Source organism: Rhizobium sp. UGM030330-04, assembly GCF_003208455.1.
GTDB lineage: Bacteria > Pseudomonadota > Alphaproteobacteria > Rhizobiales > Rhizobiaceae > Agrobacterium > Agrobacterium rhizogenes_A.
In genome coordinates, this window is record NZ_QKML01000001.1 from 201,434 (window position 1) to 226,745 (window position 25,312).

Annotated in this window: 27 protein-coding genes, 1 tRNA gene and 1 riboswitch; of the genes, 11 read left to right on the forward strand and 17 right to left on the reverse strand. The window is 59.5% G+C overall.

Annotated features, from left to right (window positions below; translation table 11 throughout):
• The first annotated feature begins 36 nt into the window (after window positions 1–36).
• The gene (locus N434_RS00990) at window positions 37–540 is read left to right on the forward strand and encodes an RrF2 family transcriptional regulator (RefSeq protein ID WP_110755562.1); all 504 of its coding nucleotides are present in this window, start codon (window positions 37–39) and stop codon (window positions 538–540) included.
• 115 nt (window positions 541–655) lie between these two features.
• On the forward strand, window positions 656–1,117 hold the full coding sequence (locus N434_RS00995; RefSeq protein WP_110755564.1) for a carboxymuconolactone decarboxylase family protein: 462 nt from the start codon (window positions 656–658) through the stop codon (window positions 1,115–1,117).
• A gap of 26 nt (window positions 1,118–1,143) precedes the next feature.
• Here N434_RS00995 and N434_RS01000 read toward each other — a convergent pair whose 3' ends face one another.
• From N434_RS01000 to N434_RS01010, 3 genes are all read right to left on the reverse strand, one after another.
• Window positions 1,144–1,785, reverse strand: a complete 642-nt coding sequence (locus tag N434_RS01000) for a YitT family protein (RefSeq protein ID WP_110755565.1) — start codon at window positions 1,783–1,785, stop codon at window positions 1,144–1,146.
• 71 nt (window positions 1,786–1,856) lie between these two features.
• Window positions 1,857–2,468 carry a YitT family protein gene (locus N434_RS01005; RefSeq protein ID WP_026363783.1) on the reverse strand — a complete coding sequence of 204 codons (612 nt, stop codon included), beginning with the start codon at window positions 2,466–2,468 and terminating at the stop codon, window positions 1,857–1,859.
• 134 nt (window positions 2,469–2,602) lie between these two features.
• On the reverse strand, window positions 2,603–3,544 hold the full coding sequence (locus N434_RS01010; protein ID WP_161991587.1) for a class I SAM-dependent methyltransferase: 942 nt from the start codon (window positions 3,542–3,544) through the stop codon (window positions 2,603–2,605).
• A gap of 168 nt (window positions 3,545–3,712) precedes the next feature.
• On the opposite strand from N434_RS01010, the gene N434_RS01015 reads away from it, so the two are divergent.
• Entirely contained in the window at window positions 3,713–3,979 is a 267-nt protein-coding gene (locus N434_RS01015; RefSeq protein WP_003493739.1) for a DUF6460 domain-containing protein, read from the forward strand.
• Window position 3,980: 1 nt separating this feature from the next.
• Window positions 3,981–4,478: a CAP domain-containing protein gene (locus N434_RS01020; RefSeq protein WP_065114794.1), complete on the forward strand. Its 498-nt coding sequence runs from the start codon at window positions 3,981–3,983 to the stop codon at window positions 4,476–4,478.
• Between the two features lie 203 nt (window positions 4,479–4,681).
• On the opposite strand, the gene N434_RS01025 is transcribed toward N434_RS01020, so the two are convergent.
• Together N434_RS01025 and N434_RS01030 are read right to left on the reverse strand one after the other, a co-directional pair.
• Window positions 4,682–5,773: a quinone-dependent dihydroorotate dehydrogenase gene (locus tag N434_RS01025; protein WP_110755567.1), complete on the reverse strand. Its 1,092-nt coding sequence runs from the start codon at window positions 5,771–5,773 to the stop codon at window positions 4,682–4,684.
• Window positions 5,773–6,126, reverse strand: a complete 354-nt coding sequence (locus N434_RS01030; protein ID WP_110755569.1) for a DUF952 domain-containing protein — start codon at window positions 6,124–6,126, stop codon at window positions 5,773–5,775. The genes N434_RS01025 and N434_RS01030 overlap by 1 nt, the downstream gene beginning before the upstream one ends.
• Window positions 6,127–6,367: 241 nt before the next feature.
• On the opposite strand from N434_RS01030, the gene N434_RS01035 reads away from it, so the two are divergent.
• Both N434_RS01035 and N434_RS01040 read left to right on the forward strand, forming a co-directional pair.
• Entirely contained in the window at window positions 6,368–7,018 is a 651-nt protein-coding gene (locus N434_RS01035) for a response regulator (protein WP_065114791.1), read from the forward strand.
• Between the two features lie 111 nt (window positions 7,019–7,129).
• On the forward strand, window positions 7,130–7,780 hold the full coding sequence (locus N434_RS01040) for a S24 family peptidase (RefSeq protein WP_065114790.1): 651 nt from the start codon (window positions 7,130–7,132) through the stop codon (window positions 7,778–7,780).
• Between the two features lie 69 nt (window positions 7,781–7,849).
• Here N434_RS01040 and N434_RS01045 read toward each other — a convergent pair whose 3' ends face one another.
• Both N434_RS01045 and uppY read right to left on the reverse strand, forming a co-directional pair.
• Window positions 7,850–8,602: a polysaccharide deacetylase family protein gene (locus tag N434_RS01045; RefSeq protein ID WP_065114789.1), complete on the reverse strand. Its 753-nt coding sequence runs from the start codon at window positions 8,600–8,602 to the stop codon at window positions 7,850–7,852.
• 26 nt (window positions 8,603–8,628) lie between these two features.
• Window positions 8,629–9,924, reverse strand: coding sequence for a Wzy-type polysaccharide biosynthesis protein UppY (gene uppY, locus N434_RS01050; protein WP_065116119.1), 1,296 nt, complete (start codon window positions 9,922–9,924; stop codon window positions 8,629–8,631).
• 356 nt (window positions 9,925–10,280) lie between these two features.
• Here uppY and uppX point away from each other — a divergent pair, with 356 nt between their 5' ends.
• Window positions 10,281–11,507 carry a Wzx-type polysaccharide biosynthesis protein UppX gene (uppX, locus tag N434_RS01055; RefSeq protein WP_236771040.1) on the forward strand — a complete coding sequence of 409 codons (1,227 nt, stop codon included), beginning with the start codon at window positions 10,281–10,283 and terminating at the stop codon, window positions 11,505–11,507.
• A 109-nt stretch (window positions 11,508–11,616) separates the two neighbouring features.
• On the opposite strand, the gene N434_RS01060 is transcribed toward uppX, so the two are convergent.
• Window positions 11,617–12,378: a transporter substrate-binding domain-containing protein gene (locus N434_RS01060; protein WP_110755570.1), complete on the reverse strand. Its 762-nt coding sequence runs from the start codon at window positions 12,376–12,378 to the stop codon at window positions 11,617–11,619.
• A 170-nt stretch (window positions 12,379–12,548) separates the two neighbouring features.
• On the opposite strand from N434_RS01060, the gene N434_RS01065 reads away from it, so the two are divergent.
• Window positions 12,549–14,486, forward strand: a complete 1,938-nt coding sequence (locus N434_RS01065) for a glycosyltransferase (protein ID WP_181423835.1) — start codon at window positions 12,549–12,551, stop codon at window positions 14,484–14,486.
• A 154-nt stretch (window positions 14,487–14,640) separates the two neighbouring features.
• On the opposite strand, the gene N434_RS01070 is transcribed toward N434_RS01065, so the two are convergent.
• The 4 genes from N434_RS01070 to N434_RS01085 all read right to left on the reverse strand — a co-directional run bounded on the left by N434_RS01070 (window position 14,641) and on the right by N434_RS01085 (window position 17,079).
• Complete coding sequence (locus N434_RS01070; protein WP_065114785.1) at window positions 14,641–14,934, reverse strand: hypothetical protein; 294 nt, start codon at window positions 14,932–14,934, stop codon at window positions 14,641–14,643.
• Between the two features lie 52 nt (window positions 14,935–14,986).
• Window positions 14,987–15,712, reverse strand: coding sequence for an aquaporin Z (gene aqpZ / locus N434_RS01075; protein WP_065114784.1), 726 nt, complete (start codon window positions 15,710–15,712; stop codon window positions 14,987–14,989).
• Between the two features lie 139 nt (window positions 15,713–15,851).
• Window positions 15,852–15,925 (reverse strand) — tRNA-Gly (locus tag N434_RS01080).
• Between the two features lie 56 nt (window positions 15,926–15,981).
• Window positions 15,982–17,079 carry a 2'-deoxycytidine 5'-triphosphate deaminase gene (locus N434_RS01085; protein ID WP_110755928.1) on the reverse strand — a complete coding sequence of 366 codons (1,098 nt, stop codon included), beginning with the start codon at window positions 17,077–17,079 and terminating at the stop codon, window positions 15,982–15,984.
• A gap of 73 nt (window positions 17,080–17,152) precedes the next feature.
• A riboswitch (SAM riboswitch) is annotated at window positions 17,153–17,231 on the forward strand.
• A gap of 43 nt (window positions 17,232–17,274) precedes the next feature.
• On the opposite strand from N434_RS01085, the gene N434_RS01090 reads away from it, so the two are divergent.
• Together N434_RS01090 and apaG are read left to right on the forward strand one after the other, a co-directional pair.
• Window positions 17,275–18,459 carry an O-succinylhomoserine sulfhydrylase gene (locus N434_RS01090; RefSeq protein ID WP_065114783.1) on the forward strand — a complete coding sequence of 395 codons (1,185 nt, stop codon included), beginning with the start codon at window positions 17,275–17,277 and terminating at the stop codon, window positions 18,457–18,459.
• 224 nt (window positions 18,460–18,683) lie between these two features.
• Window positions 18,684–19,076, forward strand: a complete 393-nt coding sequence (apaG, locus tag N434_RS01095; RefSeq protein ID WP_065114782.1) for a Co2+/Mg2+ efflux facilitator ApaG/CorD — start codon at window positions 18,684–18,686, stop codon at window positions 19,074–19,076.
• A gap of 51 nt (window positions 19,077–19,127) precedes the next feature.
• On the opposite strand, the gene N434_RS01100 is transcribed toward apaG, so the two are convergent.
• From N434_RS01100 to N434_RS01110, 3 genes are all read right to left on the reverse strand, one after another.
• On the reverse strand, window positions 19,128–20,117 hold the full coding sequence (locus N434_RS01100; protein ID WP_110755573.1) for an Hsp33 family molecular chaperone: 990 nt from the start codon (window positions 20,115–20,117) through the stop codon (window positions 19,128–19,130).
• A gap of 241 nt (window positions 20,118–20,358) precedes the next feature.
• Entirely contained in the window at window positions 20,359–21,276 is a 918-nt protein-coding gene (argF, locus tag N434_RS01105; RefSeq protein ID WP_065116117.1) for an ornithine carbamoyltransferase, read from the reverse strand.
• 54 nt (window positions 21,277–21,330) lie between these two features.
• A complete protein-coding gene (locus N434_RS01110) occupies window positions 21,331–22,530 on the reverse strand; it encodes an aspartate aminotransferase family protein (RefSeq protein WP_065114780.1) in 1,200 nt (399 codons plus the stop codon).
• A 431-nt stretch (window positions 22,531–22,961) separates the two neighbouring features.
• Here N434_RS01110 and N434_RS01120 point away from each other — a divergent pair, with 431 nt between their 5' ends.
• On the forward strand, window positions 22,962–23,495 hold the full coding sequence (locus N434_RS01120; protein ID WP_065114779.1) for a GcrA family cell cycle regulator: 534 nt from the start codon (window positions 22,962–22,964) through the stop codon (window positions 23,493–23,495).
• A gap of 296 nt (window positions 23,496–23,791) precedes the next feature.
• Here the strand turns inward: N434_RS01120 and phoB are convergent, their stop codons facing one another.
• Together phoB and phoU are read right to left on the reverse strand one after the other, a co-directional pair.
• The gene (gene phoB, locus N434_RS01125) at window positions 23,792–24,475 is read right to left on the reverse strand and encodes a phosphate regulon transcriptional regulator PhoB (protein WP_003493692.1); all 684 of its coding nucleotides are present in this window, start codon (window positions 24,473–24,475) and stop codon (window positions 23,792–23,794) included.
• A 30-nt stretch (window positions 24,476–24,505) separates the two neighbouring features.
• Entirely contained in the window at window positions 24,506–25,231 is a 726-nt protein-coding gene (gene phoU / locus N434_RS01130; RefSeq protein ID WP_077767836.1) for a phosphate signaling complex protein PhoU, read from the reverse strand.
• Between the last annotated feature and the right edge of the window lie 81 nt (window positions 25,232–25,312).

Sequence of the window (25,312 nt, forward strand, 5' to 3'; positions counted from 1 at the left end):
CCACGATACTGAGACAACGGGACACGGGAAAGACCGATGAAGCTTGGGGACGGCGTGGAACAGGCCATTCATAGCGTGGGCATGCTGGCGGGCCTTTCCGAAGACGGCGTGCTGTCCGCAGCGGCGCTGGCGGAATTCCACGGCGTTTCCACGAGCTATCTTCTCAAGCACCTGCAGTCGCTGTCGAATGCAGGCATAGTCGCCACCGTGCCGGGGCCGAAGGGCGGTTACCGCCTGGCCCGGGCGACCGACAGGATCACGCTGCTGGACATCGTGCTGGCCGTGGAGGGACCACAGCCAGCCTTCCGCTGCGCCGAACTCCGCCAGCGCGGACCGAACCCCTTGCCGGGACGATATTTCACCAAACCCTGCGGCATCAATGCCGCGATGCTGAAAGCGGAGAAGGTCTATCGGGCGGAACTTGCCAAAACCAGCATCGCCGACATTCTGGGTGATCTTGCCGCCACGGACGATGGCGGGATTGCCGCGCGCGGCTGCGCCTTCCTGGAGTTGAACGAGCGCAAGACAGCCGTGCGCTGAGACCCGGAAAGACAGGGCGACCGAACGACTTGCCAGCACGAATACCGGAAAGCCTCGCAGCTTTCCGGATCGATACCGCATGCCTTTAAACAAACCACAACCAATGGAGAGACCCATGAAAACCCGTATCAACTATGCCAAGGCATCTCCCGAAGCCTTCAAGGCCGTGATGGCGCTGGAAAATTACGTCCAGAGCAGTGGCCTTGAGCGCCGCTTCGTTCACCTCATCAAGCTGCGTGCCTCGATCATCAACGGCTGCGCCTTCTGTGTGGACATGCATGTGAAGGAAAGCCGCCATGACGGTCTTGCCGAACAATGGATCAACCTGATGAGCGTCTGGCGGGAATCGCCTGTCTATACCGAACAGGAACGGGCACTGCTCGGCTGGGTGGATGCGGTGACGAAGATCGCCGAAACCGGTGCACCGGACGATGCCTTCGAGACCCTGAAGGCGCATTTTTCCGAGGAAGATATCGTGAAGATCACGGTTGCCATCGGCGCCATCAATACATGGAACCGCATCGCCGTGGGCTTCCGCTCGCAGCACCCGGTGGATGCGGCAGCCAAGGCAGCCTGAATTACCCGACCGAAACCGGGCGGCCGCTACATGGCGATGTAGCGGTCGTTTCTGTGATTGACGGCAAGGGTGAGGTTCATGACCAGCGCGCCGAGGATGGAGCAGAGGATGACGAAAGGCGTCGCGACGAAAAAGGAGCAGGCCAGCACCATGCCGTCAAAGGCGAGCTGCACGAGCCCGGCACGCCAGCCGAAACGATCCTGCAGATAAAGCGCCAATATGCCGAAACCGCCGAGGCTGGTGCGGTGGCGAAACAGAGCCAGCATGCCGGCGGCAACCGTCAATCCGCCAAAGAGTGCGGCGGCAATCGGATTGATGCTCTCAAAAGCGAAAAAGCCCGGCAAATATTCGGACAGCAGTGCCGTCATGGCGATGGCGCAGAAGGTCTTGATGGTGAAGGCGAGGCCGAGGCGGCGGAAGGCGAGGTAATAAAACGGCAGATTGGCGAGAAAAAACAGCGCGCCGAAGCTGAAGCCACTGGCGTAATGCGCCAGAAACGCAAGACCCACCACACCACCCGTCAAAAGACCGGCGGCGGAAAACAGCGTGACGCCAAGTGAAATCAGCATGCTGCCCGCCAGAATGGCCTGCGCATCTTCCAGCAGCGAATGGCGATCCGGCGCAGACGTCCAAAGGTTCAATCGCCTGCGCGCACTGGTATCGTCCATGCATTTTCCCCTGACTTGCCCGATCTGGCCCAGCTATTGCGCCCAAGCCCGGCGGATTTCAAGTACGCAGTTCAACGCACGACAATGTATCTGTCCGAGCGGTGATTGATGGCAAGAAACATGTTGAGAACGAAGGCCCCGACAATCGAATAGACAACGGTAGCCGGATCGATGACGAGGAAGGCGCAGAGCATGACGAAGGCATCGAAGGCGAGCTGGATGAGACCGGCACGAATGCCGAAACGGTCCTGAATGTAGATGGCCAGAATGCCGATGCCACCGAGGCTGGCGCGGTGGCGATAAAGTGCCAGCAACCCATAACCCAGAAGCAGACCGCCAAGCAGCGCCGCCCAGAGCGGGTTGATGCTGTCGATGACCATCCAGCGCGCCTCCACTTCCGTCAGCACAGAAACAAGGCCGATGGCGATGAAGGTCTTGAACGAAAAGGCGAGACCGAGGCGGCGGAAGGAGAGGTAATAAAACGGCAGGTTGACGAGGAAGAACAGCAGACCGAAGCTGATGCCAAAGGCGTAATGCAGGAGGAAGGCAACGCCGGCGGTGCCGCCGGTCAAAAGGCCGACCTTGTTCAGGAGATAAAAGCCGAGCGCCGAGACGATGGCGCCGGTGACGATGCCCTGCACGTCTTCCACCGGCGCATGTCTGGCCGGATCGGAACTCCACATGCTGTAAACGCTTCTCGTTCTGCTCACGCTTTTCCCTCAGGTTTCCGGCATATTTTGCACTGCAAAAAATACCGGATCAAGATGGATAAGTAAGCAAGACTGACCTATCGTGAAAAAGGCAAGAAACGGAATGCTCAGCCTCTGGCGCGGGCAAGAAAGAGAATGCCGGAAAGGGGTTTTCCGGCATCCTTGCGAATGGTGGTTTTGCGGATTTCGATGAGGGAAAAGCCCGTCCGCTCAAGAAGCTCGGTCACGTAGCCTTTGGAATGGGCGTAACGAAGGGATTCCCGCAGGATGAACCCTTCCTCATCTCCCGCATCCTCCACCGAGAAGGCGAAGAAGCCCGATGGCTTGAGCAAAGCGGAAACGAGCGGCATGACGGTTTCAAGACTGCCGAGATACATCATCACGTCGGCGGCGGCGACGAGATCGGCGCGGTGCTGCGCAAGTGTGGGGCTGAACAGTCCCGAGGCCTCTTCGTCCAGCGAAAGATCGGCCTGACCGAGATGATCGTAAAGATCCTTTTCCTCCGCCTTGGCCAGCATGTTCTGGGAAATATCGAAACCCTCGAGCCGTTTTGCGAGGGGGCGGATTTCGACACCAAGGAGGCCGGTGCCGCAGCCAATATCGACGACAGTGTCAAAGGCGCTGCCTTTCGCCTCCCTGCCGATCAGTTCCGCCAGCTTTTGCGGCACGCTGTAGTCCAGCTTCTCAACAAGCGAGGTTTCGAAACGGTCGGCATAGTCGTCGAACAGCCCTTCCACATAACGGCTCGGCGGCTGTTCGGGTGTTTCGGCGGCGCCGAGAACCGCAAGCTTCAGTTCGGCTGCAAACAGCCCTTCCGTATCCAGCGTGGCGACTTTCTCGTAAGCCGCCACGGCTTTTGCGGTCTCCCCCGCCTTTTCGTGATATTCCCCGAAGCGAAACCATCCCGCCGTCCACCGTGGCGCAAGTTCAAGCGCCTGTTCCATAAGTTCGGCGGCGGCGGGATAATCACCGCCTTCCGCCAACATGCGGGCATAGTCGGCCCGGCGGTCGGCAATGACGTCACCGGAAGAAAACTGGTTTGGGGCCATCAATGATTCCTGAGAAGATGCCGGCTGTCATTTATCAAGCCATAAAAAAACTCAAGTCCTATTTCATGGCCCCTGCGTGGAATTGACCGATATGGCGCGATATAATGCGCGAAAACTTGCATCGAAGCGGTGCGCCCCATATGTCAGGACAAAACAGGAGACTTGCTGATGGCCGGTGAGGTCAACAAAATGCTGGGTGATACGGTGGCTCGCACCGTGGTGAAGCTGCTCGTCGTTTCATTGCTCGTCGGCTTTCTGATGGCAATCTTCGGATTGACGCCGTGGAACATCATCTACGGCGCGCGCGATTTCGTGGTCGACCTGTGGCGCAGCGGTTTCCATGCGTTGGGCGCGATCGGCGACTATCTGATCCTCGGAGCCACGATCGTCATTCCCGTTTTCATCATCCTGCGCCTTCTGAGCTATCGCCGCTGACATGACCGATACATCACTTCAGACGCTTACCCGGCGCGGCTTCGTGCTGATTTCCGCCGGCTCCGTCCTTTCCGCCTGCGTTTCCATGCCCACCAACAAGGGAATGCCATCAGGCACCCGCGATGAGACGGCGGCGGCGCTTCCAATGGTCAACGATCTGCGCCGCTCGAAGGGGCTTTCACCGCTCGCCATCAATGGTGCCGCCAGCGGTGCCGCCGCCTATCAGGCCGGCCGCATGGTCAAGGCACAGAAGATGGCGCATCTGATCGGCCTCACCGACAGTTTCCTTATCCGCATGAAGGATGGCAATGTGCCGCTTCCGGCCGCGGAAAACGTGGCCGCCGGGCAGGACAGCGTCGAGCGTGTCGTCAAAGCCTGGATCGGTTCGAAACACCATCTCGAAAACATGCTCGGACCCTATAATGGTCTTGGCGTCGCGGTGGCCTATGACGCCGCCAGCCGCAACCGGCCCTATTGGGCCATGGTGCTTTGCGCATGAGGTAGCGGGGGATACCCTCCGCCCTCACTCCTGTGTTCGTCAAAAGAATCCTTCCGACGCATGTCTGCGTGGCGGAGGGAGACTTTTCAACCAAGGACCTGGGCTGGCCGAATCCCGTGACAGACACAGGGATGAGGACAGGAGAGGCCAACGCAGGAAGACCTCCCCTAATTTACGCAGGACTTCTACCCGTCGGACCGTATTCAGCCGAGCTTGCGGTCAGCCCAGCGGTCCACCGCGCTGTCGCGCAGATCGCGGATCGACTCCACGCCCTCGCGAGCGACCAGCTTCGACAAGCCCTTGACGATGGCCGAGGGCAGGCCGGGGCCTTCATAGACCATGCAGGAATAAAGCTGCACGAGATCGGCCCCTGCCCTCACCTTTTCCAAGGCCGTTTCCGCGGATGAAACACCACCGACACCGATGATCGGCAGATCGCCGCCGACGCGCCGGCGCATCTTGGCGAGAACCGCGGTGGAAAGCTCGAACAACGGCTTGCCGGACAGGCCGCCGGTCTCGCTTTTGTGCGGGCCGGGTCGCAGGCCTTCGCGGGAGAGCGTGGTGTTCGAGACAATCAGACCATCGAGGTCATGGGCGAGCGCCTCTTCCGCAACATCGTCCAGCCCCTCTTCAGTCAGATCGGGCGCGATCTTGAGGAAAACCGGGATGCGTTTACCGAAGCGTTCCGCTTCCGCCTTGCGGCGTTCCAGCACGGCGCTGAGAAGAGCGGCCAGGCTTTCGCGCGCCTGCAGGTCACGCAGGCCGGGCGTATTGGGCGAGGAAATATTGACGGTGAAATAGGATGCGACCGCGTAAAACGCCTCGATGCCCTGCACATAATCGGCGATGCGGTCTTCGCTATCCTTGTTGGCGCCGATGTTGACACCGACGATGCCGCGCAGTTTTGCCTGCTTCAGACGTTCCAGCGCAGCCGCATGGCCTTCATTGTTGAAACCGAGGCGATTGATGACGCCCTCGTCTTCGACCAGACGAAAAATACGCGGCTTGGGATTGCCCGATTGCGCCTTCGGCGTGACCGTGCCGATTTCGGTGAAGCCGAAACCGAGCCGGAGAAGCGGTCCCGGCACCTCGGCATTCTTGTCATAACCTGCCGCCATACCGAGCGGATTGGGAAAGACGAGGCCGGCAACCGTCTGCTGCAGGCGCGGATCATGCGGCACCATGCAGGTGGGCAGGAAGCCGCTTTTCAGCGCCGCAATGGACAGCCCATGCGCCTTTTCCGGATCGACCAGAAACAGGCCCGTGCGGCCGATAGAGGAAAATAATCCGCTCATCACAAAATCTCCGGAAACTGGTGCTGGCCGTCGTGACCGAGCGAAAGCGGCGTTTCCCAGAGCACGGCGCTCAAGGGAAGCGGGGCATAGAGATGCGGGAAAAGATCGCCACCTCTGGAGGGCTCATAAACCAGCTTGTCGCCGAGGGCCGCACCGTCGACCGCGATCAGAAGCAGATCGACCTGGCCGGAAAAATGCCGCGCGGCGGTCTCGGCCGCCTGTTTTGCCGTCGAAAAATGAATGAAGCCATCGGTCAGGTCGATGGCCGCCCCCTCGAACACGCCCTTCGCCCTGGCCGCATTCCATAACGTCTCCGGCACGATTTTATAGATGACCGCGGGCGTTTCCTGCATAGGGCTCTCCAAGGCTTTCCACTCAGCGGGATTTGCCGCAAAGCTCGCAGATTGTCCACAGTTTCCACGGCATTTTTATTGCGGCGGGCCTGAAAGGCCGCCTCTCCACAAGCTTTTTCTTGTAATGAGGAACCGATTGGCGCAACCTTTGGCGGAGGAGCCGGGCGTGTTTCGACCACCGGCAAAGGGAGTGTACCAGTCCTGAGAAAGAACCGCATAACGCCCTTGGGAGGGGGCCAGAATGTCGGAACTTGTCATTATCATTGCAGATGATCACCCGCTTTTTCGCGGCGCCCTCAAGCAGGCCGTATCCGGCCTCGACGGACAGCAGAGCATCGTGGAAGCGGGAGATTTCGAGGCTGCCCGGAGTGCCGCAACGGCACGTAACGACGCCGACCTGATGCTTCTCGATCTCGCCATGCCGGGGGTCAGCGGCTTTTCCGGCCTGATGGCGCTGCGAGCGGAATTTTCCAGCCTGCCGATCGTCATCGTTTCGGCAACGGACGACGCGACCACGGTCCGCCGGTCGATCGAACTCGGCGCTTCCGGTTTCATTTCCAAATCCTCGGGTATCGACGATATCAGAGACGGCATCCGTGCGGTTCTGGAGGGCGATGTCTGGATACCGGCAGGGCATCAGGGCGAAAAGGAACAGGACCCTGACGTGGCCGACCTCATCGGCCGGCTGAGAACGCTGACACCGCAACAAAGCCGGGTTCTGGGCATGCTGGCAGAAGGCCTGCTGAACAAGCAGATCGCCTATGAGCTGAATGTTTCGGAAGCCACCATCAAGGCGCATGTCTCCGCCATCCTGCTGAAACTGAAGGTCGACAGCCGCACGCAGGCCGTCATCCAGCTCGCCAAGATAAATACATCGGCCATGGTGGCATAAGAAAGGATTTTATTCCTTTCCTTTCTTTACTCCAGGCCGGATATGGTCTAGATTCCGGTGGGTAAACGACAGGAGCTTTCCGCCACCGGCTCCATCTGCGGGCTTTCTACCATGCTTTCACACGAGACGATCTGGAGCGCCATCGATACGCTGGCCAAGCGCCACGAACTGACACCTTCGGCACTGGCGAAGCGTGCCGGTCTCGATCCCACCTCGTTCAACAAGTCGAAACGTTTCGGCCCGGATGGCCGCAAGCGCTGGCCTTCGACGGAATCCGTCTCCAAGGTGCTGGAGGCGACGGGAGCCAGCGTCGACCAGTTTTTCGGTTATGCCTTCAACAGGGCGCAGGCGATGCAACCTTCCGGCGCCGACAACGCCATCCCGCTTCTCGGTTTCGCGCAGGCCGGCTCCGGCGGTTTTTTCGATGATGGCGGCTTTCCGGCAGGCCAGGGCTGGGATGTGGTGGAGTTCCCCTCCTCCCCCGAGCGCAAGCAGGGTGTCTACGCACTCGAAGTGCAGGGGGAAAGCATGATGCCGCTTTACCGAGACGGCGACATCCTCATCGTGGAACCCGGCGCGCAGGTGCGGCGCGGTGACCGCGTGGTGCTTAAAAGCCGTGACGGCGAGGTGATGGCCAAGGTGCTGGCACGGCAGAGCCCCAAGAACATCGAGCTTCTGTCGCTGAACCCCGAGCATCCGAACCGCAGCTTCGATATGGCCGATGTGGAATGGATCGCCCGTATCATCTGGGCCAGCCAGTAGAACCGCCTGCCAGCCGGCATGCTTCTCGCGTCAGCCTCCGGCACAGGGAGTGTCTGCTGGCAACACTCCTTACAGACCGAGTGCCGTTGCGGCGGCATCAACCGTCATGACTTTGGCGCCGCCTGACGTCGCCCTGCGGACGAGCCCCTGAAACCTGCCCTCCGGGCAACCGTAAAAGCTCGGCGCAGACGAAACATCATGGGTGAAAATGACGAGCCAGCCGCCATTTTGCAGCACATCATCCAGCCAGCGGTCAGCGGCGTCGAGATAGTTCTGATCCGACCGCAATTCGACGGCGGCAAGATTATGCGGATCGATGCTGCCCCGGTTGATGCCGGGCATGATGCCGCGGACAGTTCTGAACCTGCGCCGCAACAGGGGCTGCATGAGTGGCGAGGCCATGCCGAAAGGAACCGAGAAGTTCCGGCTGTGCCGTTTTTCATCGAATGAACCGAGCACGCTGTCATTGCGGTCGAGATCTTCCTCAAGCCCGCGCCGTGAAAAACTCGACAGTTTGCGGTGAGAATAGGTGTGGCAGGCAAGCTCGTGGCCTGCCGCGGCGAGCTTGAAACAGCCCTCGGCGGAAATCATCTCCTGCCGTTCATCGCGCCCGTCGATAAAAACGCCCGCAATGTAAAACGTCCCGCGGACGCCCTCCTCTTCGAGAATGCGGGCACCCTTCGTCCAGGCGCTTGCCGGCACATCGTCGAATGTGAAGGAGACGATCGGCTCGGATGTCTCGATCCGCGCCGACGGTCCCGGAAAATATCGCACCAGCCGGTTATTGATCCGGTCTGCAAAAGTCCCGATTTTTTGCGCCATACATAGCCCCCCGGCCTGTCTGCAAATTACTGCCCCTGTTCAAGTATGTCGTAGGCCTGATGCCTCAAACAATAGACTGCGATCAGAAGAGAAGACCAGATAGGCCCGGTTCCGGTAAAGAAATTACTCTCAAGACACGAAGAAAGCAGGGCATACACCCAAATTCGTCCAAAAAGCCGCGTCAGACCCGGATCCGTTCCCCTGTCCACCGCCGTGCGGAAATCATTTGCAGGGATGATGACGAGCCATATGATGGTCAGGATAAAGGCCGGCAAGCCGCCATTCAGCAGGCTTTCGACATATCCATTATGGGCATGGAAGGCTGTGACCGCCCAGGTGCCGGCAATATCGGCCTGTGACAGAAGCCGGTCACTCGTCCAGAATGCCTGAAAACCCTGACCGAAGATCGGCGATTGCGCGAACGTGTCGAAGGACAGGCGCCATATGTCCGTCCGGCCCGTGAAGGTGGAATCGATGCCGAGGCTTTCGACGAGATTCTGTATGCTCGGAAAATAAGTGGAACCGACCGCGACGATGTTGAGAAAGGTGAGAAGGCCGCCGATCATCAACAATGTCCGGGCGGCATGTCTTTCCATGACCCAGACCAGGGCAATGGTGACGGGCAACAGCATCGCGGCGGTCTTTCCGTTGGTTTTCCAGAGGAAGAACCCCGCCAGCAGCGTGATCGCGATACCACCGAGCGTCGACCAAGCATTGCGCAGATAAAGCCCGACCATGAAAAGAATGATCATGGCGGGCGCGGCAGCGTTCTTGTGGTTGAAGATGCCACGCCAGTCACCCGCCAGTGCTTTTTCATCGAGATCAAAGGGCTGGTGGATCGCGCGGGTGCGCAGGAAAATCACCCCGAAATAACAAAGCGCCAAAAGAATGATGGCAAAGACGGCCATCATCCGGTCGAACTGCCGCCGGTCCCTTGGCATGACAACCAGGACGCTGGTGATGAAACACAGCAGTGCCGTAAAGATCAGGCGCTGCAGCGAGGTGCCGGGCTGCGTGCCGATCACCGAGCAAATCACCAGCCAGGAAAACAGCAGCAGAATGGGCAGACGCGGCCGCAGCAAAAGCCCCGTCAGCCGGTGACGCAGGGCAAACACCAGCAGGATCAGCGCAATCACCAGCCCGGTCAGCTGGTTTGCGGCAGCGCGCGGAACCGGCGGCACCGCGAGGCTCTCGAAAGGCGCCACTGAAATCCAGATATAGAGCATCGTGACGACGAAAAAAATCGCGTCGCGACGGCCGCCCGAAAGGGACATGGCGTTACCTTCCCCGGAAACAGGCTGCGTATCAGCAAAACGCGGCATGGTCGCCTGCATCGGGAACGGAAAATCGGATCATCGGCCTGCCTTGTGACGAACAACAAAACCCTTGTGAAACCGGGCCATGTCCAAATAACCGCAAACGGTCATTATCATCATTATTGTGCAATTGCTTTAACCCTCTCTTACCTCAAGAAGGCTAAGACAGGAGAAACTGTCATTCATTCAGGTTACAGGCATTCAGTCTACTGGCCGGTTCCTGGCTTTTTCAGGTCGCGAAATATTGCAAGGCAGGGTGATCATTTCTTGAACTCGCCCGGCAATGTCGGAGAAACACGGAGAATGAGGTGTCGTTGAATACGCCGCGGTTCGGCCATCTAGTCAGATTGGGATTGACCTATATGGCATCCGGGGGTGCGCTGCTGATGTCCAGCGCCGCCCAGCTTTTGACATTCGCCCTGCTTGCCCGCCATCTCGGCGTCGAACAATTCGCGCTTTATGCCTCCATCACGGCCGTCACCAATCTCGGTGTGCAGATTTGCGGCATCGGTTCGCAGGAATCGCTGATCCGTCGCGTGGCGCAGGATCGCAGCATGTTTCCCGTCATGCTCGGCCACAGCTATCTCTTGAGCGCCGCGACCGGTGTGGTGCTGACCATCATCGGCATGATAACGATCCCGGTGTTTTTCCCGACTTCGGAAACCTTGCTGCACACCCTCATCACCACCTTCCTGATCCTGGTGACGAACCTCGTTCTTCTCAAAGTCATTTCTCTCTCCACGCAAAGCTTCATCGCTCACTCCAACTTCGCCGCCGCCAACAAGCTGGAAGTGATGTTTGCCGTGGCCCGCACGATTGCCGCTGTGGTCGCCTGCCTCGTCTTCAAGGTGGAAACGGTGGAGGCCTGGGCCTTCTGGAACCTTGCCGCCCATACCATTGCCGCCGTGATTTCGGTGAAGGCGATCGGCAGCCTCGGCCGGCCGGTGTTCCGGATCGTGCGCGAGGAAATCCGCATCGGTATCCTGTTTTCCACCCAGTTCCTGTTCAAGGCCGTGCGTGGCAATGCCGATATTCTGGTTCTCGGCGCCGTTGCCAGCGCCGAGGTGCTGGGCAGCTATTCCATAGCCCGCCGGATTCTCGACAGCTCCTATCTCTCCGTCGAGGCGCTTAACCGGCTGATCTATCCGGGTTCGGCCTCCGCCGCCCTGCAGGGCATCACCAAGACCATAGAACGCGCCTATAACGTGCTGAAGGCCGCCCTTGTCATTGCGGCAGGCAGCGCGTTGGTGATCTTCATCATCGCACCTTTCCTGCCGCTCCTGTTCGGCGACGAATATGTCTCGCTGCCGGTCATCACCCGCGTTCTATGCTGGGCGGTGCTGCCGATGGCGGTTGCGGCAACGGCGCTCGAGGCGCTTGGCGCATCCGGGCGGCAGGATATTCGCGCCAAGATATGGAACAGCGGCAATCTCATCGGCTCCGTCGTCGTCGCCCTCTTCACCTGGTCCTTCAGTATTTCAGGCACGATCGGCAGCTATTTCATGGTGGAGACCGCCATCGCCGCTGCCGTGTGGATCGCACTTCTGCGGCTGCGCCGCGGTGACGAGGCCTTTGCCCCGGCAAAATAGAAAGGCATAGCACAGACGATCCGGGCCGGAACCGGATCGGTGCCCGAAACCATCTCCCGTTTTCGCGCCTTTTCCGAAGCAAGGCCGCGACGCCGTTTTACCCGATGCTCTAATAAAGACCGTAGGGAAAATAACGTCGGTAGATCTCTTCCAGCCGGCCATTGCGGGAAAGGGCGGCAAGCGCCTGATCAAAGGCCGGCACAAGCACATTGTCGGGATCGACCGCCATGATGGAAAGGCCTTCCCCGAGAAACCTGTCGGACATATAAGGCCCGCCGAAAAGAGCGCAGCACCCTTCCGACGCACTTCCCGAAACCCAGAAAGGCAGACGCAGGCCGTCAGCGAAGATGGCATCCACCTTGCCTGTCTTCAAGGCCGCATACATGGGTTCGTAGCCCTCGAAACCTTCAGCGGCAGCTTTGGGGAAAAATGCCTTCAGCATCTGTTCGTGCCGCGAGCCCGCAACGACCCCCACCTTTTTGCCCGACAGGGCATCAGCGCCGGCGCCGGAGAATTTCGCCGCCTTGTTGACCGCAAGGCGGGCGGGCAACAGCAGATAGGGACGCGAGAAAGTGAAACTCTTGCGCAGGTCAGCGGTGGTGGCGATGCCGGAAATCACCGCTTCGCCCTCCCCCATTTCCAGCGCCGCCTCCAGCTCGTCAAACGGCAGTGCCTGTACCTGGCATTTGCTTTCCACCTTCAGCTGGGCACAGATTTCACGCACGAGATCCACGTGGAAACCGGCAAGCCGGCCTTCCTGATCGGTAAAATTGAAGGGAGGGAAGTCAACCGACATCAGAAACCTGATCCGGGGGACGGAAGAAAGATCGCCGCCCGGAAACCGTTCCTGCGCATCGAACAGCACCGGCATGCGGTTTCCATCCGAGAGGCCTTCGGCATGAACTTCGCCCCGGCTTCCAACAAATTGTAAAGCGATAGCTAAAGTAAAAACAAGACCTATATTTCGCGTTACATTCGTCATTCTCATCTATACTGTCCGTGGCAGAAAATGGGACATTACCATGACGGCGGCGGCGATGCATGGATCATTACAGCTATTATACACGAGAATCGTTTCGTACGACGCCGGCAGAACGGAAAATTGCATTTTCATTCACGGCTGATGATCCGCAATGGGTGGCGTCCGGACAGGCAGAAGCCGGACAGGCGCAGTTCCTCGCCTCACTGGGCTTCGGCAAGCCTTATATCGACACGTTCGAGCAGTGCGCCCTGAAAAATGGCTCGACTGTGGAAGACGAATTGCTGGCAAGCGGGCTGGTCCGGGCGGAAGCCTATTTCGGTGCTTTTGCCCGCTTTTTACGGTTGCCCTTTCTCCCGGATATCGATCCGGAACGGGTCGAGGATATCCGTCACCTCGATATGCAACTGGTTGAACCACAATTGCTTCGGCTGAAGCCGCTAAAGGGCAGACCCACATTGCTGATGGTGCCAGAGCTGGGACGGCTGGAACAGCTGAAAACCGTGCTGTGTCGACATCCGCATCTCCTCGACGAGCTTGCCATTACGACCCCGCAGGCCCTGCGCAGGGCAATATGGAAGGCCGGCGAGACACGCCGCTGCGCCGAGGCGCGCCAACGGCTTTTCAATACGGCGCCGCATCATTCCGCCAGGATCACCTTGCAGGGCCAGCAAGGTTTTTACAGCGGCGTTCTGGCGACATTGCTGACGCTGTCGCTGCTATTTTATACCCAGGCGGCTCTGGCCTATATTCATGTCACCCTGACGATGCTTTATTTCTTCACCCTGCTTTTCAGGTTGCTTGCACTTCTGCGCCCACCCACGCAGAACGAAGCGCAGATCACGCCCGCTCTCCGACAGGACGGCGACCTGCCGGTTTACACCATTCTGGTGGCGCTCTATCGCGAGGACGCTGTCGTCGAGCAGCTTATGGATGCGCTCGAGCGGCTGGATTGGCCCAAATCCCGGCTGGATATCAAGCTTGTCTGCGAGGCGGATGACGGCGCGACGATTGCCGCCATCGAAAGCACCAATCCCGGCCCGCATGTCGAGGTCATAAGGGTGCCGCCCTCCCTGCCGCGCACCAAGCCCAAGGCGCTGACCTATGCGCTTGCCGGTGCGCGGGGCGCGTTCGTTGTCGTCTACGATGCGGAGGATCGCCCGCATCCGCAGCAGCTGCGCGAAGCCCATGACGCCTTCCGTGGCCAGCCGGAGCAGGTGGCCTGCCTGCAGGCACCGCTCATCATCAGCAATGCCCGCACCTCTTGGCTCAGTGCCTGTTTCGCGCTGGAATATTCCGGCCTCTTCCGCTGCATGCTGCCCGCCCTCGCCGCGCGCAGGCTGCCGTTGCCGCTTGGCGGCACTTCAAACCACTTCCGCACCGCCGCGTTGCGCCGCATCGGTGCCTGGGATCCCTATAATGTCACGGAAGACGCCGATATCGGCCTCAGGCTGCACAGGCTCGGCTACCGTTGCGGTGTCATCCGGCGGCAGACGCTGGAGGATGCACCGACCTCGCTTTCCGTCTGGCTTAACCAGCGTACGCGCTGGTACAAGGGCTGGCTGCAGAGCTGGCTGGTGATGACCCGTGCGCCCCTTGCAACCGCACGCAAGATGGGATGGATCGACTATATCGTCTTCCAGCTGCTGATCGGCGGTATGCTTTTATCGTCGCTGACCCACCCCCTGCTGTTTCTGTCCTTCACCTTCATGGCCATGGCGATCCGGGAAAGCGGTGCGGAGATGCTGCTTTCCTGGCAGGGCATTCTGTTTTTCATCGATACGCTGAATATTTTCGGAAGCTACGCCATCTTCGTTCTGATGGGCCGCAACAGAATGATATCCTATGAAAAGAGACAGGTCGGAAAGCGCTGGCTGGCAATCCCGTTTTACTGGCTGATGCTGTCCTTTGCGGCATGGCGCGCGGTGGTGGAATTGAGAACGAGACCCTTCGTCTGGAACAAGACACCGCATATGCCGGCCGTCAGGAATCCGCCCTGACGAGGTCAGCAACGACAAATGCTGTCTCATGCGCAGTCCGCAGACCGCGCCTCCCATATTGCTGCTATCGATAGGTATATAACCGGAACACCTTGCCGAACGGATTTCCTCCGGCAAGGTCTGTCATACCACTACAGAGGCAGCCGAGTTGACCCTATTTGGCGACGAGCTTGTTCTTGATCAGGCCGACAATGATCTGAACGATCAGACCACCAACGCCACCGCCAACAAGCTGGCCCGCGAGCGCGCCGATATCCACGCCACCGGCCGCTGCATTTCCAGCCGCCCCGAGCAGTGACCCGAGTACGGTTCCGCCACCTATGCCGCCGATGGCACCCGCGATCAGGTTGCCGAGCGAGCCGAGATCGGAATCCTTCAGTATCTTTCCGCCGGCCGTGCCGCCAACCGCACCGCCGATGATTTGGGCCAATATCGAAGCAAGATCCATGTCATCCTCCTCAGTCGTTTCCCCGACCATTCGGGAAAACAAAGCCTCATGTTCATGTCTGCGCGGGCTGGACAGAGCTGGCGTGACCGGCCTTCTCTTCCTCGCCGAAAATTTTCCAGACCACGGCGCCGATGGCGCCGCCAAGGATCGGAGCGAGCCAGAACAGCCAGAGCTGCTGCAAGGCCCATCCGCCGACGAACAAGGCCTGTCCCGTCGAGCGGGCCGGATTGACGGATGTGTTGGTCACCGGAATGGAAATCAAGTGAATGAGGGTGAGGGCGAGACCGATGGCGATCGGCGCAAAACCAACCGGAACCCTGCCATGTGTCGAGCCCAGGATGACGAGCAGGAAAAACGCCGTCAGGATCACCTCGATCAGCAGCGCCGACAGGAGTGAATATCCGCCCGGCGAATGTTCGCCATAACCATTGGCGGCAAAACCGCCAAGTTCAGCCCCGGCCTTGCCGGTAACGATGACATAAAGCGCCGCCGCGGCAACGATCGCCCCCAGAACCTGCGCCACAATATATGGAACGAGGTTCGAAACGGGAAATTTGCCGGCAACGGTGAGGCCAACGGAAACCGCCGGATTGAAATGACCGCCGGAAATGCCGCCGACCGCATAGGCCATTGTCAGGACCGTCAGGCCAAAAGCGAAAGCAACACCGAGGAAACCGATGCCGAGTTCGGGAAAAGCAGCAGCAAAAACCGCACTGCCACAACCGCCGAAGACGAGCCAGAAGGTTCCCAGAAATTCAGAAATAAGCTTGCGACTCATAACACTTCCCCATCATGTTACGACTGCATCAACTATTACGTGCAATTTAATCGTAGTCAAGCTAAATTGCACATTCGCACGGCCATCGACATGATAGCGGTCGAAGCCATGCGATAAAGTCAGTTTCGGAAGGCTGGACTGGAGCGGGTGAAGGGAATCGAACCCTCGTATTCAGCTTGGGAAGCTGCTGCTCTACCATTGAGCTACACCCGCGCCGCGCATAAGACATCGGATAGTTCGTATCGGGTGTCAAGCACCCGACGGGATCATTATTCCGCGCGAAAATGCTTGGAGAGTTTCAGTCCCTGCGCCTGATAATTGGAGCCGAGGCCGCTGCCATAAAGGCCTTCCGGTTTCTGCAGCATATGCTCGTACACCAGACGGCCGACGATCTGGCCGTGTTCGAGGATGAAGGGAACCTCGTGGCTGCGCACTTCCAGCACGGCGCGGCTGCCAGTGCCGCCGGCCTGTGCGTGGCCAAAACCGGGATCGAAGAAACCGGCGTAATGCACGCGAAACTCACCAACCAGCGGGTCGAAAGGCGTCATTTCGGCGGCATAGAGCGGCGGCACATGCACCGCTTCGCGCGAGACGAGAATATAGAATTCATCGGGATCGAGGATCAGTTCCGCGCGGCCGCGGGCGTAAAGCGGCTCCCAGAAATCGAGAACGTCATGCTGGGCCTTCTTGTCGACATCCACCACCGCGGTGTGGTGCTTGCCGCGATAACCGATCAACCCGTTTTCACCGAACCCCTTCAGGTCGATAGAGAGCGCGATGCCGCCGCCCGTCACGTTCGGGCTTTCGCTGGCGACCAGCGTTTCCGTCTCGTGCAGTTTCAGCAGTTCGCCTTCATTAAGCAGGGAATGACCGATACGAAAGCGGATCTGCGACAGGCGCGAGCCGCGGCGCACCACGATGGGAAAAGTGCGCGGGCTGATTTCCAGATAGAGCGGGCCCGCATATCCCGCCGGTATCTTGTCGAATTCCTGCGCGTTGTCGGTCATGACGCGGGTGAAGATATCAAGACGTCCGGTCGAGCTCTTGGGGTTGGCCGAGGCCGACATCTCCACCGGCAGGGCCAAGCTTTCCATGAGGGGAACGATGTAGACGCAACCGGTTTCCAGCACCGCACCCTGGGTGAGGTCCACCTCATGCAGGCTGAGACGATTGAGCTTGTCGATGACGCGGGTTCCGGGGCCAGGCATAAAACTGGCACGAACGCGGTAAGCCTTCGAGCCCAGCCGCAGATCGAGGCTGGCGGGCTGCACCTGATCGACATCAAGCTCGGCCTCGCTCTTCAGTTTACCGCCCGCAAACAGCGCGCGGATCGCGCCATCCGCCAAAATGCCCGTGGTTCTCGTCATGGTCGTCATTCCTTTTTACGGCGACAAAACCAAAAGGAAAGCATTGACGCAAGCCGATAACGGCAGTATGGCAAGCTTATCCCGTGGTGATTTGGCCGGTCGGCTTGCAGCCACGTTAAACAAGTGGCTAAAAAGACCGGGTGCTTGGAACCGGTCTGCTTTTGCGGCCGGTTTTTTTGTTTTGAAGGTGATCACATGAGCAATAAATGGCGCCCGGCAACCCAGCTCGTTCACGGCGGTACGCTACGCTCACCCTATGGTGAAACGTCGGAAGCGATCTATCTGACCCAGGGTTTCGTCTACGAAAACTCCGAAGCCGCCGAAGCGCGCTTCAAGGGCGAAACCGATGGATTCATCTATGCCCGCTACGCAAGCCCGACCAATGACATGTTCGAAAAACGCATGTGCCTGCTGGAAGGCGCGGAAGACGCCCGGGCGCTCGCCTCCGGCATGGCCGCCGTCACGGCCGCCATCATGTGCCAGCTGCGTGCCGGCGACCATATCGTTGCCGCACGCGCCCTTTTCGGCTCCTGCCGCTGGGTGGTCGAAACGCTTGCGCCGAAATACGGCATTGAGTGCACGCTGATCGACGGACGCGATCTCGGCAACTGGGAAAAGGCGATCCAGCCGAACACCAGGCTGTTCTTCCTTGAAAGCCCGACCAACCCCACGCTCGAAGTGGTGGACATTGCCGGCGTGGCGAAGCTTGCCAACCAGATTGGCGCGAAGGTGGTTGTCGACAACGTCTTCGCGACCCCGCTTTTCCAGAAGCCGCTCGAACTCGGCGCCCATATCGTCGTTTATTCGGCAACCAAGCATATTGACGGTCAGGGCCGTTGCCTTGGCGGCGTGATCCTTTCCGACAAGAAGTGGATCGAAGAAGAGTTGCAGGACTATTTCCGCCATACCGGCCCGGCAATGTCGCCTTTTAATGCCTGGACGCTTCTGAAAGGCATCGAGACCCTGCCGCTGCGCGTCAAGCAGCAGACGGAAAATGCCGGCAAGATCGCCGATTTCCTCGCCGATAGCGGCAAGGTCGCCAAGGTCATCTATCCCGGCCGCGCCGATCACCCGCAAGCCGATATCATCGCACGGCAGATGTCCGGCGGCTCGACGCTCGTGGCCTTCGAGCTGAAGGGCGGCAAGGATGCGGCTTTCGCGCTGCAGAACGCGCTGGAGATCGTGAAGATTTCCAACAATCTGGGCGATGCCAAGAGCCTCATCACCCATCCCGGCACCACGACGCACAAGAACCTCTCCGACGAGGCGCGCGCCGAACTCGGCATTTCCGGCGGCACCTTGCGCCTTTCCTGCGGCATCGAGGATACCGACGATCTGCTGGAGGATATTGCCAAGGGGCTGGCGGCCGTTTCTGCCTGAGCATTCAGTTCATGATCGCCGTGGCCCGCCTCCATGCCGGGCCACGGCGCAACCGAAAATCCCGTAGCGGGCAACCAATATTTACCTTTCCCGTTATCCCTAACGGTGGAAAATGGCGCGGCAGAAGGCGCCTCCCGCCCGTCAAGCCATTCATTTTCTTGACGATAGCCAGAGCCTATAGTGTAGGATGATGGTTGCAGGCATAATATCGAGGTATGGCGCGTATGTATCGTGCTCTGACAAGGGACATCGAGGTTACGGTCGATCCGTATTATCTCGAGGAACAATCCGACCCGGATGACGACCGTTACGTCTGGGGTTATAAAGTCGTGATCTCGAACAATTCCGACATCAGGGTAACGCTCGTCAACCGCTACTGGCACATAACCGACCAGAACGGCCAGGTGGATGAAGTTTATGGACCGGGAGTCGTCGGTGAACAGCCGCACCTGAACCCGGGCGACAGCTATGAGTACTCTTCCGGCTGCCCGCTGGATACGCCTTCAGGCCTGATGTTTGGCCATTATGAAATGGAAACGGAAAATGGCGAGGTGTTCAATGTCACCATTCCCGCCTTTTCACTGGATTCACCCGGCCTTTTGCGGGTGTTGAACTGAGTTCCATGGAGCCGGCACTAAGCCGCGCCCCCAGGAGCGCGGCTTCTTCATTCAGGCGTTCTCAAATTCACCGACATCGTAACGATAGGTTGTCGAGCAGAATTCGCAGGTGACTGCAATCGCGCCGTCTTCCTCGCTCGCCTTGATCTCTTCGGCGGTGAAGCCTGACAACACGCCCTTGATTTTCTCTCGCGAACAGCTGCAACGATCCAGAATGACCTGCGGATCGTATATACGCACGCCACTCTCGTGGAACAGCCGGTACAGGAGACGCTCCACCGGCACCTGCGGGTCCGTCAGCTCATCGGTATCCACCGTGTTCAGCAGGGTCACAGCCTCGGTCCAGGCATCATCTTCCAGCGCCTCGAAACCGCCCTCATCGCCGTCACCGCCGTGGAGATCCCGCTTGCGCAGGCGTTCCGGCGCCTGCGGCAGGAACTGGGCGATAATGCCGCCCGCACGCCAGCCATGGCGTGGCTTGCCTTCGCCGTCGCGATCGAAAAACTCGGCGACACCGAGACGCACACGGGTTGGAAGCTGTTCCGACTGACGGAAATAGACGCCGGCGATTTCTTCCAGCGACGAGCCATCCAGCGGCACGATACCCTGATAGGGCTGCATGCCCGTACCCTGATCGATGGTGAAGGCCAGAATGCCGGTGCCCAGCAATTGCTCCGGCGAGGTTGCGCCGGCCGCAACCGCCTCCGCCAGCCGCTCCTCGTCGAACCGGGCATAGGCGCGCATGCTTTCAGGCGCGGTAAAATCGGCCACCAGAAGGTCCACCGGACCATCACCCTTGGTCTGCACGGTCAGCTTGCCGGAAAATTTCAGGGATGTGCCGATCAGCGCCGTCAGAACCGTCGCTTCCGCCAGCAGGCGGGCAACCACCGCGGGATAGTCGTGCCGCTCCAGAATGGCGTTCAACAGCGGCCCCACCTGCACGGCGCGGCCGCGCACATCCAGACCTTCGACCTGAAAGGGTACAACCTTGTCGTCGCCAGCAAGAACGAGATCGTCCAGTTCAACCGTTACTTCTGCCATATCATAACTCCCTGGCGCAGCCGTCGCGCCGCTACCGTCCAAAAGTCCGGCTTTATAAAGTGCTTTTTCCGCTTGTCGCACAGAGATCCGGGAAGCGAAACCGCCTCCGGAGAAAATCGTGCAAATCGTGATTGCGGCCCGCCGGCTAAAGCCAACGAGCCATTTCGAAGTCCCACAGATGGTAATGTGCACGATGAAGTTCAAGCACCCGCCGGACGGGCGCCCTCAACCTCAAGAACCGTCAGATGATGCCCATGCACCAGGCAATGACGGATTTCTGCGCATGAAGCCGGTTTTCCGCCTCATCGAAGACAACCGATTGCGGCCCGTCGATGACGCCGTCCGTCACTTCCTCGCCGCGATGCGCCGGCAGGCAGTGCATGAACAGCGCATCCTTGTCGGCCTTGGCCATCAGCGCTTCATTCACCTGATAAGGCTGGAAGATGTTATGGCCGCGTGCCTTGTGCTCCTGGTTCATGGATACCCAGGTGTCGGTAACGACGCAATCGGCGCCCGCCACCGCCTTGTCGGCATCATGATACAGCGCGATCTCACCGCCATTGTTGCGCGCCCAGTTCAGAAACTTGTCATGTGGTTCCGAACCCATCGGTACCGCCATTGCCATGCGATAACCAAAACGCGCCGAACCTTCCACGAAGGAATGCAGCACATTGTTGCCATCACCCGTCCAGGCGATTGTCTTGCCTTTGACGGGACCGCGATGTTCCTCGAAAGTCAGGATATCCGCCATGATCTGGCAGGGATGGGTGTCGTCCGTCAGGCCGTTGATGACCGGTACCGTGGCATGTTCGGCAAGCTCGAGCAGGCGCGAATGATCCGTGGTGCGGATCATGATGGCGTCGACATAGCGCGACAGCACCTTGGCCGTATCACCGATCGTTTCCGCCCGGCCGAGCTGCATTTCCGTGCCCGACAGGAACAGCGTCTCCCCGCCGAGCTGGCGCATGCCGACATCGAAGGAAACGCGGGTTCGGGTCGACGGCTTTTCGAAGATCATCGCCAGCATCTTGCCGGCAAGCGGCTTTTCAGCCGTGCCGGCCTTGGTGGCAATCTTGCGCGCGCGCGCATCATCAAGAATCGTCCGCAGATCCTCCGGACCGACGGCCGAAAGGTCGAGAAAATGTTTTGGTGAAGCCATTTCAAACTGTCCCATGCTTGCGAGCCTCCGACAGAGGCCCGCCCTAGATTGGTTTCAGGCGATTTTCGCCTGTTTCGCTGTGAGGGAAGCGGCAGCCGCTTCCACACGCGCCAGCCCTTCACGGGCCTCTTCAGCCGTGGTGACGAGCGGCGGCAGAAGGCGGATAACGTTGTCACCCGCCGGCACGCCAAGCAGGTGCTCCGCGCGCATGGCCTGCAGCAGTTCGCCCGAGGGCACCTTGGCCTTGATGCCGAGAAGCAGGCCTTCGCCACGGATTTCCTCGATCACGTCAGGATAACGATCCTTCAGCGAAGCCAGGCCCTGGCGGAAGACCAGCGCGACATCCCGGACCTTTTCCAGAAAGCCCTCGGAGAGAACGACGTCCAGCACGGCGTTGCCAACCGCCATGGCGAGCGGATTGCCGCCATAGGTGGTGCCATGCACACCGGCCGTCATGCCGGAAGCGGCCTCCGCCGTCGCCAGACACGCACCGAGCGGAAAACCGCCGCCGATACCCTTGGCAACCGCCATGATATCGGGCGCGACGCCCGTCTGTTCATAAGCAAACAGCTTGCCCGTGCGGCCAACGCCCGTCTGGACCTCATCGAAGATCAGCAGCAGACCGTGCTCGTCGCACAATCCGCGCAGGAGTTGCAGGAATTCCTTGCTGGGCGCGCGAATGCCGCCCTCGCCCTGAATGGGCTCGATCAAAAGCGCCGCCGTCTCGTCCGTGATGGCCGCCTTCAGCGCGTCGACATCGGCGAAGGGAACCTGATCGAAACCTTCAACCTTGGGGCCGAAACCTTCCAGATATTTCTGCTGGCCGCCGGCAGCGATGGTCGCCAGCGTGCGGCCATGGAAGGCGCCTTCGAAGGTGACGATACGGAATTTTTCCGGATGGCCCTTTGAATAATGATAACGGCGCGCGGTCTTGATGGCACATTCCAGCGCTTCCGCACCGGAATTGGTGAAGAAGACCTTGTCCGCGAACGTTGCTTCCGTCAGCCGCCTAGCGAGCTTTTCCTGCCCCGGCACTTCATAGAGGTTCGAAACATGCCAGACCTTCTCGGCCTGCGTCTTGATCGCCTCCACGAGATGCGGATGGGCGTGGCCCAGCGAGTTGACCGCGACGCCTGCCGCAAAATCCAGATATCGCTCGCCGCTTTCCGTGAACAGCCAGACGCCTTCGCCGCGCTCGAAACGCAGGGGGGCTCTTGCAAATGTATCGAACAATGGCGCGGCGGCTTCGGCCATGGCTGTATCACTCCTTGCGCGGATGCGCTGTCAGACGGTTGTCAATAGGCTTCGAGGGTTATCCCTCGCCTGAAAATCAAAAATGCCGCCTTGCGGCGGCAGGGGCACTATTGTCACTTCGCTTGCCGATGTCAACAAAAGTCCGCGTTTCCCGGGCTTCTCAAGCATTAGTATGTGGCCGCAGCCGAGCCCCAAGGTGTTGCCTTTCAGACTCAACTCGCCAGCAAGTTGGGGAAAACCGGAAAATCGATTCCAGATGATTCCCGCGACTCTTGCCACGGAGTCGGGCTGGCACTAGGTTAATCGCTAATTACTAGACTGCATTGCGGCGGAACTAGTCACCTAAAATCCGGCGGAAACCACGCTCGCGGCATGTCTCGCGAGACGGAGAGGGATTCTGTCGAAATATACGCGACAAGCGGAGAAGCGGCATGAACTGGACAGACGAGCGGGTCGAGAAACTCAAGAAATTGTGGGCCGAAGGACTGAGCGCCAGCCAGATAGCAGCACAGCTGGGCGGCGTCAGCCGCAACGCCGTGATCGGCAAGGTGCATCGCCTCAACCTGCCGGGACGCGTCAAGGCTGGCGGCCCGGTCACGTCGGCGCGCTCCGCGCCTAAGCGCACCGCCGCCCCTGCCCCGCGCGCAACGAATTTCGCGGCTCGCGTCAGCGCGGCACCGGCACGGGCTCTGAACCGCTCGAACGCGGCAACGGCTCTCCATGAGGAGATCGACATCGAGACCGCTGAAGTTCTCGATTACGCTCCCTCCAGAAACGTCGTTACGCCGATTTCCCGCCGCCTGACGCTGACGGAACTGACGGAGCGCACCTGCAAATGGCCGGTTGGCGATCCGCTGAAGGATGATTTCCATTTCTGCGGTTGTGAAGCGCTGGAATCTTCGCCCTATTGCAAGTTCCATGCGAAACTCGCCTACCAGCCGGTGAGCGAGCGCCGCAAGGCTTGAGTGTTGCGGCACGCATTCAGCACTCAAAAACTACGGGCCTTCGGGCCCGTTTTTTTATGGCAAAGGCAGGCCCGTTCCGGGGAGCGATGCACCAATGGAGTACCGGCCCTTTCCTCCATCGCCGTCAGACATCGCGCCACAATCCGGATATCAACCGGTCGTCGATCGTGCGCTCCGAAGATTGAGATGCCGCTTTCGAGAAAAGTCCAAAATCGAAAGGCCCGACACCGCAATGGTATCGGGCCTTTCAATTTTGGGCGAATGTATCCTGACCGAGGCCTTCAGTTCGGCTGCGGTCAGGCTTCCATGGAATATCCGGCACCGCGCACGGTGCGGATGACATCCTGCATATGCGAAAAATTGAGTGCCTTGCGCAGACGGCCGACATGCACGTCGACAGTGCGTTCATCGACATAGATATCGTGACCCCAGACGCCATCCAGCAGTTGCGAGCGGGAAAACACTCGGCCCGGAGAGGTCATCAGGAATTCCAGCAGGCGGAATTCCGTCGGGCCGAGGCGCACTTCGCGGCTTTTGCGATGAACGCGATGGGTTTCGCGATCCAGCTCAATATCGCCGCATTTCAGCACCGATGAGAGAACCTCGGGGCGAGCCCGACGCAGCATCGCCTTGACGCGGGCCATGAGCTCCGGCGTCGAGAACGGCTTCACGACATAATCGTCCGCACCGGTGGCAAGACCGCGAACGCGCTCGCTTTCTTCACCGCGCGCCGTCAGCATGATGATGGGCAGCCGCTCGGTTTCCGGCCGCATTCTCAGCCGCCGGCACAGTTCGATGCCGGAAACCCCGGGCAGCATCCAATCCAGGATGAGCAGATCAGGAATACGTTCCTGCAGCCGGATTTCCGCTTCGTCTCCACGGGGTATCGTGTCGACGTCGTATCCCTCAGCCTCGAGATTGTAACGAAGCAGGACGCTCAGCGCTTCCTCGTCTTCCACAACTGCAATCTTGGGCACCATATACTAACTCCACAAGCTTCTGCTTGTCTGTTACTCGGTCACCGAACCGAGCGTGTTGGAACTGTCGTCCTTCGGACGCTCTCCCTCCGGCTGACTGCCGGTGGTCATGTAATAAATCGTCTCGGCGATATTGGTGGCATGGTCGCCGATACGCTCGATGTTCTTGGCGCAGAACAGGAGATGCGTGCAGGTGGTGATGTTGCGCGGATCTTCCATCATGTAGGTCAGAAGCTCGCGGAAGAGCGACGTATACATGGCGTCGATTTCTTCATCACGCTCGCGAATGGCATTGGCCTTCTCGGCGGAACGTGTCGAATAGACGTCGAGCACTTCCTTGAGCTGCACCAGCGCCAGTTCGGACAGGTGTTCGATGCCGCGAGCAAGCTTGCGCGGCACGCCGGTGCCGGCAACCGCGATCACCCGCTTGGCGGTGTTCTTGCCGAGGTCGCCAACACGCTCGAGATCACCGGCGATACGCAGGGTGCCGATGATTTCGCGAAGATCGGCCGCAACGGGCTGTCTTCTGGCGATGGTGACGATGGCCTTGTCGCCGATCTCACGCTCGGAATGGTCGAGGATCGTGTCATCGGAAATGACTTTCTGCGCCAGGGCAGCATCGGAATTGACGAGCGCGCGCACCGCATCTGCGCACATCTGCTCGGCCAGACCGCCCATTTCGGCGATGCGGCGGGTCAGGAACTTCAATTCCTCGTCATAGGCGGACAGAATATGCGAATGGGTCGTTGTCTGTGTCACGGTCTGATCCTCCGGCTTGGCCTTCATGCACGTGCACACCAGCGGGCACGGCAGAGGCACCAGTCTTGTTCGGTTTCGATA

Excerpts from the sequence above, each read along its gene's own strand:
- N434_RS01090 (WP_065114783.1), top strand. The coding sequence starts at position 17,275 with ATGAGCAATAAATGGCGCCCGGCAACCCAGCTCGTTCACGGCGGTACG.
- N434_RS01085 (WP_110755928.1), bottom strand. The coding sequence starts at position 17,079 with ATGACGAGAACCACGGGCATTTTGGCGGATGGCGCGATCCGCGCGCTG.
- N434_RS01025 (WP_110755567.1), bottom strand. The coding sequence starts at position 5,773 with ATGAGCGGATTATTTTCCTCTATCGGCCGCACGGGCCTGTTTCTGGTC.
- N434_RS01035 (WP_065114791.1), top strand. The coding sequence starts at position 6,368 with ATGTCGGAACTTGTCATTATCATTGCAGATGATCACCCGCTTTTTCGC.
- N434_RS01110 (WP_065114780.1), bottom strand. The coding sequence starts at position 22,530 with ATGGCCGAAGCCGCCGCGCCATTGTTCGATACATTTGCAAGAGCCCCC.
- N434_RS01010 (WP_161991587.1), bottom strand. The coding sequence starts at position 3,544 with ATGGCCCCAAACCAGTTTTCTTCCGGTGACGTCATTGCCGACCGCCGG.
- argF (WP_065116117.1), bottom strand. The coding sequence starts at position 21,276 with ATGGCTTCACCAAAACATTTTCTCGACCTTTCGGCCGTCGGTCCGGAG.
- N434_RS01000 (WP_110755565.1), bottom strand. The coding sequence starts at position 1,785 with ATGGACGATACCAGTGCGCGCAGGCGATTGAACCTTTGGACGTCTGCG.
- N434_RS01020 (WP_065114794.1), top strand. The coding sequence starts at position 3,981 with ATGACCGATACATCACTTCAGACGCTTACCCGGCGCGGCTTCGTGCTG.
- N434_RS01040 (WP_065114790.1), top strand. The coding sequence starts at position 7,130 with ATGCTTTCACACGAGACGATCTGGAGCGCCATCGATACGCTGGCCAAG.
- phoB (WP_003493692.1), bottom strand. The coding sequence starts at position 24,475 with ATGGTGCCCAAGATTGCAGTTGTGGAAGACGAGGAAGCGCTGAGCGTC.
- aqpZ (WP_065114784.1), bottom strand. The coding sequence starts at position 15,712 with ATGAGTCGCAAGCTTATTTCTGAATTTCTGGGAACCTTCTGGCTCGTC.
- N434_RS00990 (WP_110755562.1), top strand. The coding sequence starts at position 37 with ATGAAGCTTGGGGACGGCGTGGAACAGGCCATTCATAGCGTGGGCATG.
- N434_RS01060 (WP_110755570.1), bottom strand. The coding sequence starts at position 12,378 with ATGCCGGTGCTGTTCGATGCGCAGGAACGGTTTCCGGGCGGCGATCTT.
- N434_RS01120 (WP_065114779.1), top strand. The coding sequence starts at position 22,962 with ATGAACTGGACAGACGAGCGGGTCGAGAAACTCAAGAAATTGTGGGCC.
- N434_RS01015 (WP_003493739.1), top strand. The coding sequence starts at position 3,713 with ATGGCCGGTGAGGTCAACAAAATGCTGGGTGATACGGTGGCTCGCACC.
- N434_RS01005 (WP_026363783.1), bottom strand. The coding sequence starts at position 2,468 with ATGTGGAGTTCCGATCCGGCCAGACATGCGCCGGTGGAAGACGTGCAG.
- N434_RS01070 (WP_065114785.1), bottom strand. The coding sequence starts at position 14,934 with ATGGATCTTGCTTCGATATTGGCCCAAATCATCGGCGGTGCGGTTGGC.
- apaG (WP_065114782.1), top strand. The coding sequence starts at position 18,684 with ATGTATCGTGCTCTGACAAGGGACATCGAGGTTACGGTCGATCCGTAT.
- uppX (WP_236771040.1), top strand. The coding sequence starts at position 10,281 with ATGGCATCCGGGGGTGCGCTGCTGATGTCCAGCGCCGCCCAGCTTTTG.
- uppY (WP_065116119.1), bottom strand. The coding sequence starts at position 9,924 with ATGCCGCGTTTTGCTGATACGCAGCCTGTTTCCGGGGAAGGTAACGCC.
- N434_RS01045 (WP_065114789.1), bottom strand. The coding sequence starts at position 8,602 with ATGGCGCAAAAAATCGGGACTTTTGCAGACCGGATCAATAACCGGCTG.
- N434_RS01065 (WP_181423835.1), top strand. The coding sequence starts at position 12,549 with ATGGATCATTACAGCTATTATACACGAGAATCGTTTCGTACGACGCCG.
- N434_RS01100 (WP_110755573.1), bottom strand. The coding sequence starts at position 20,117 with ATGGCAGAAGTAACGGTTGAACTGGACGATCTCGTTCTTGCTGGCGAC.
- N434_RS00995 (WP_110755564.1), top strand. The coding sequence starts at position 656 with ATGAAAACCCGTATCAACTATGCCAAGGCATCTCCCGAAGCCTTCAAG.
- N434_RS01030 (WP_110755569.1), bottom strand. The coding sequence starts at position 6,126 with ATGCAGGAAACGCCCGCGGTCATCTATAAAATCGTGCCGGAGACGTTA.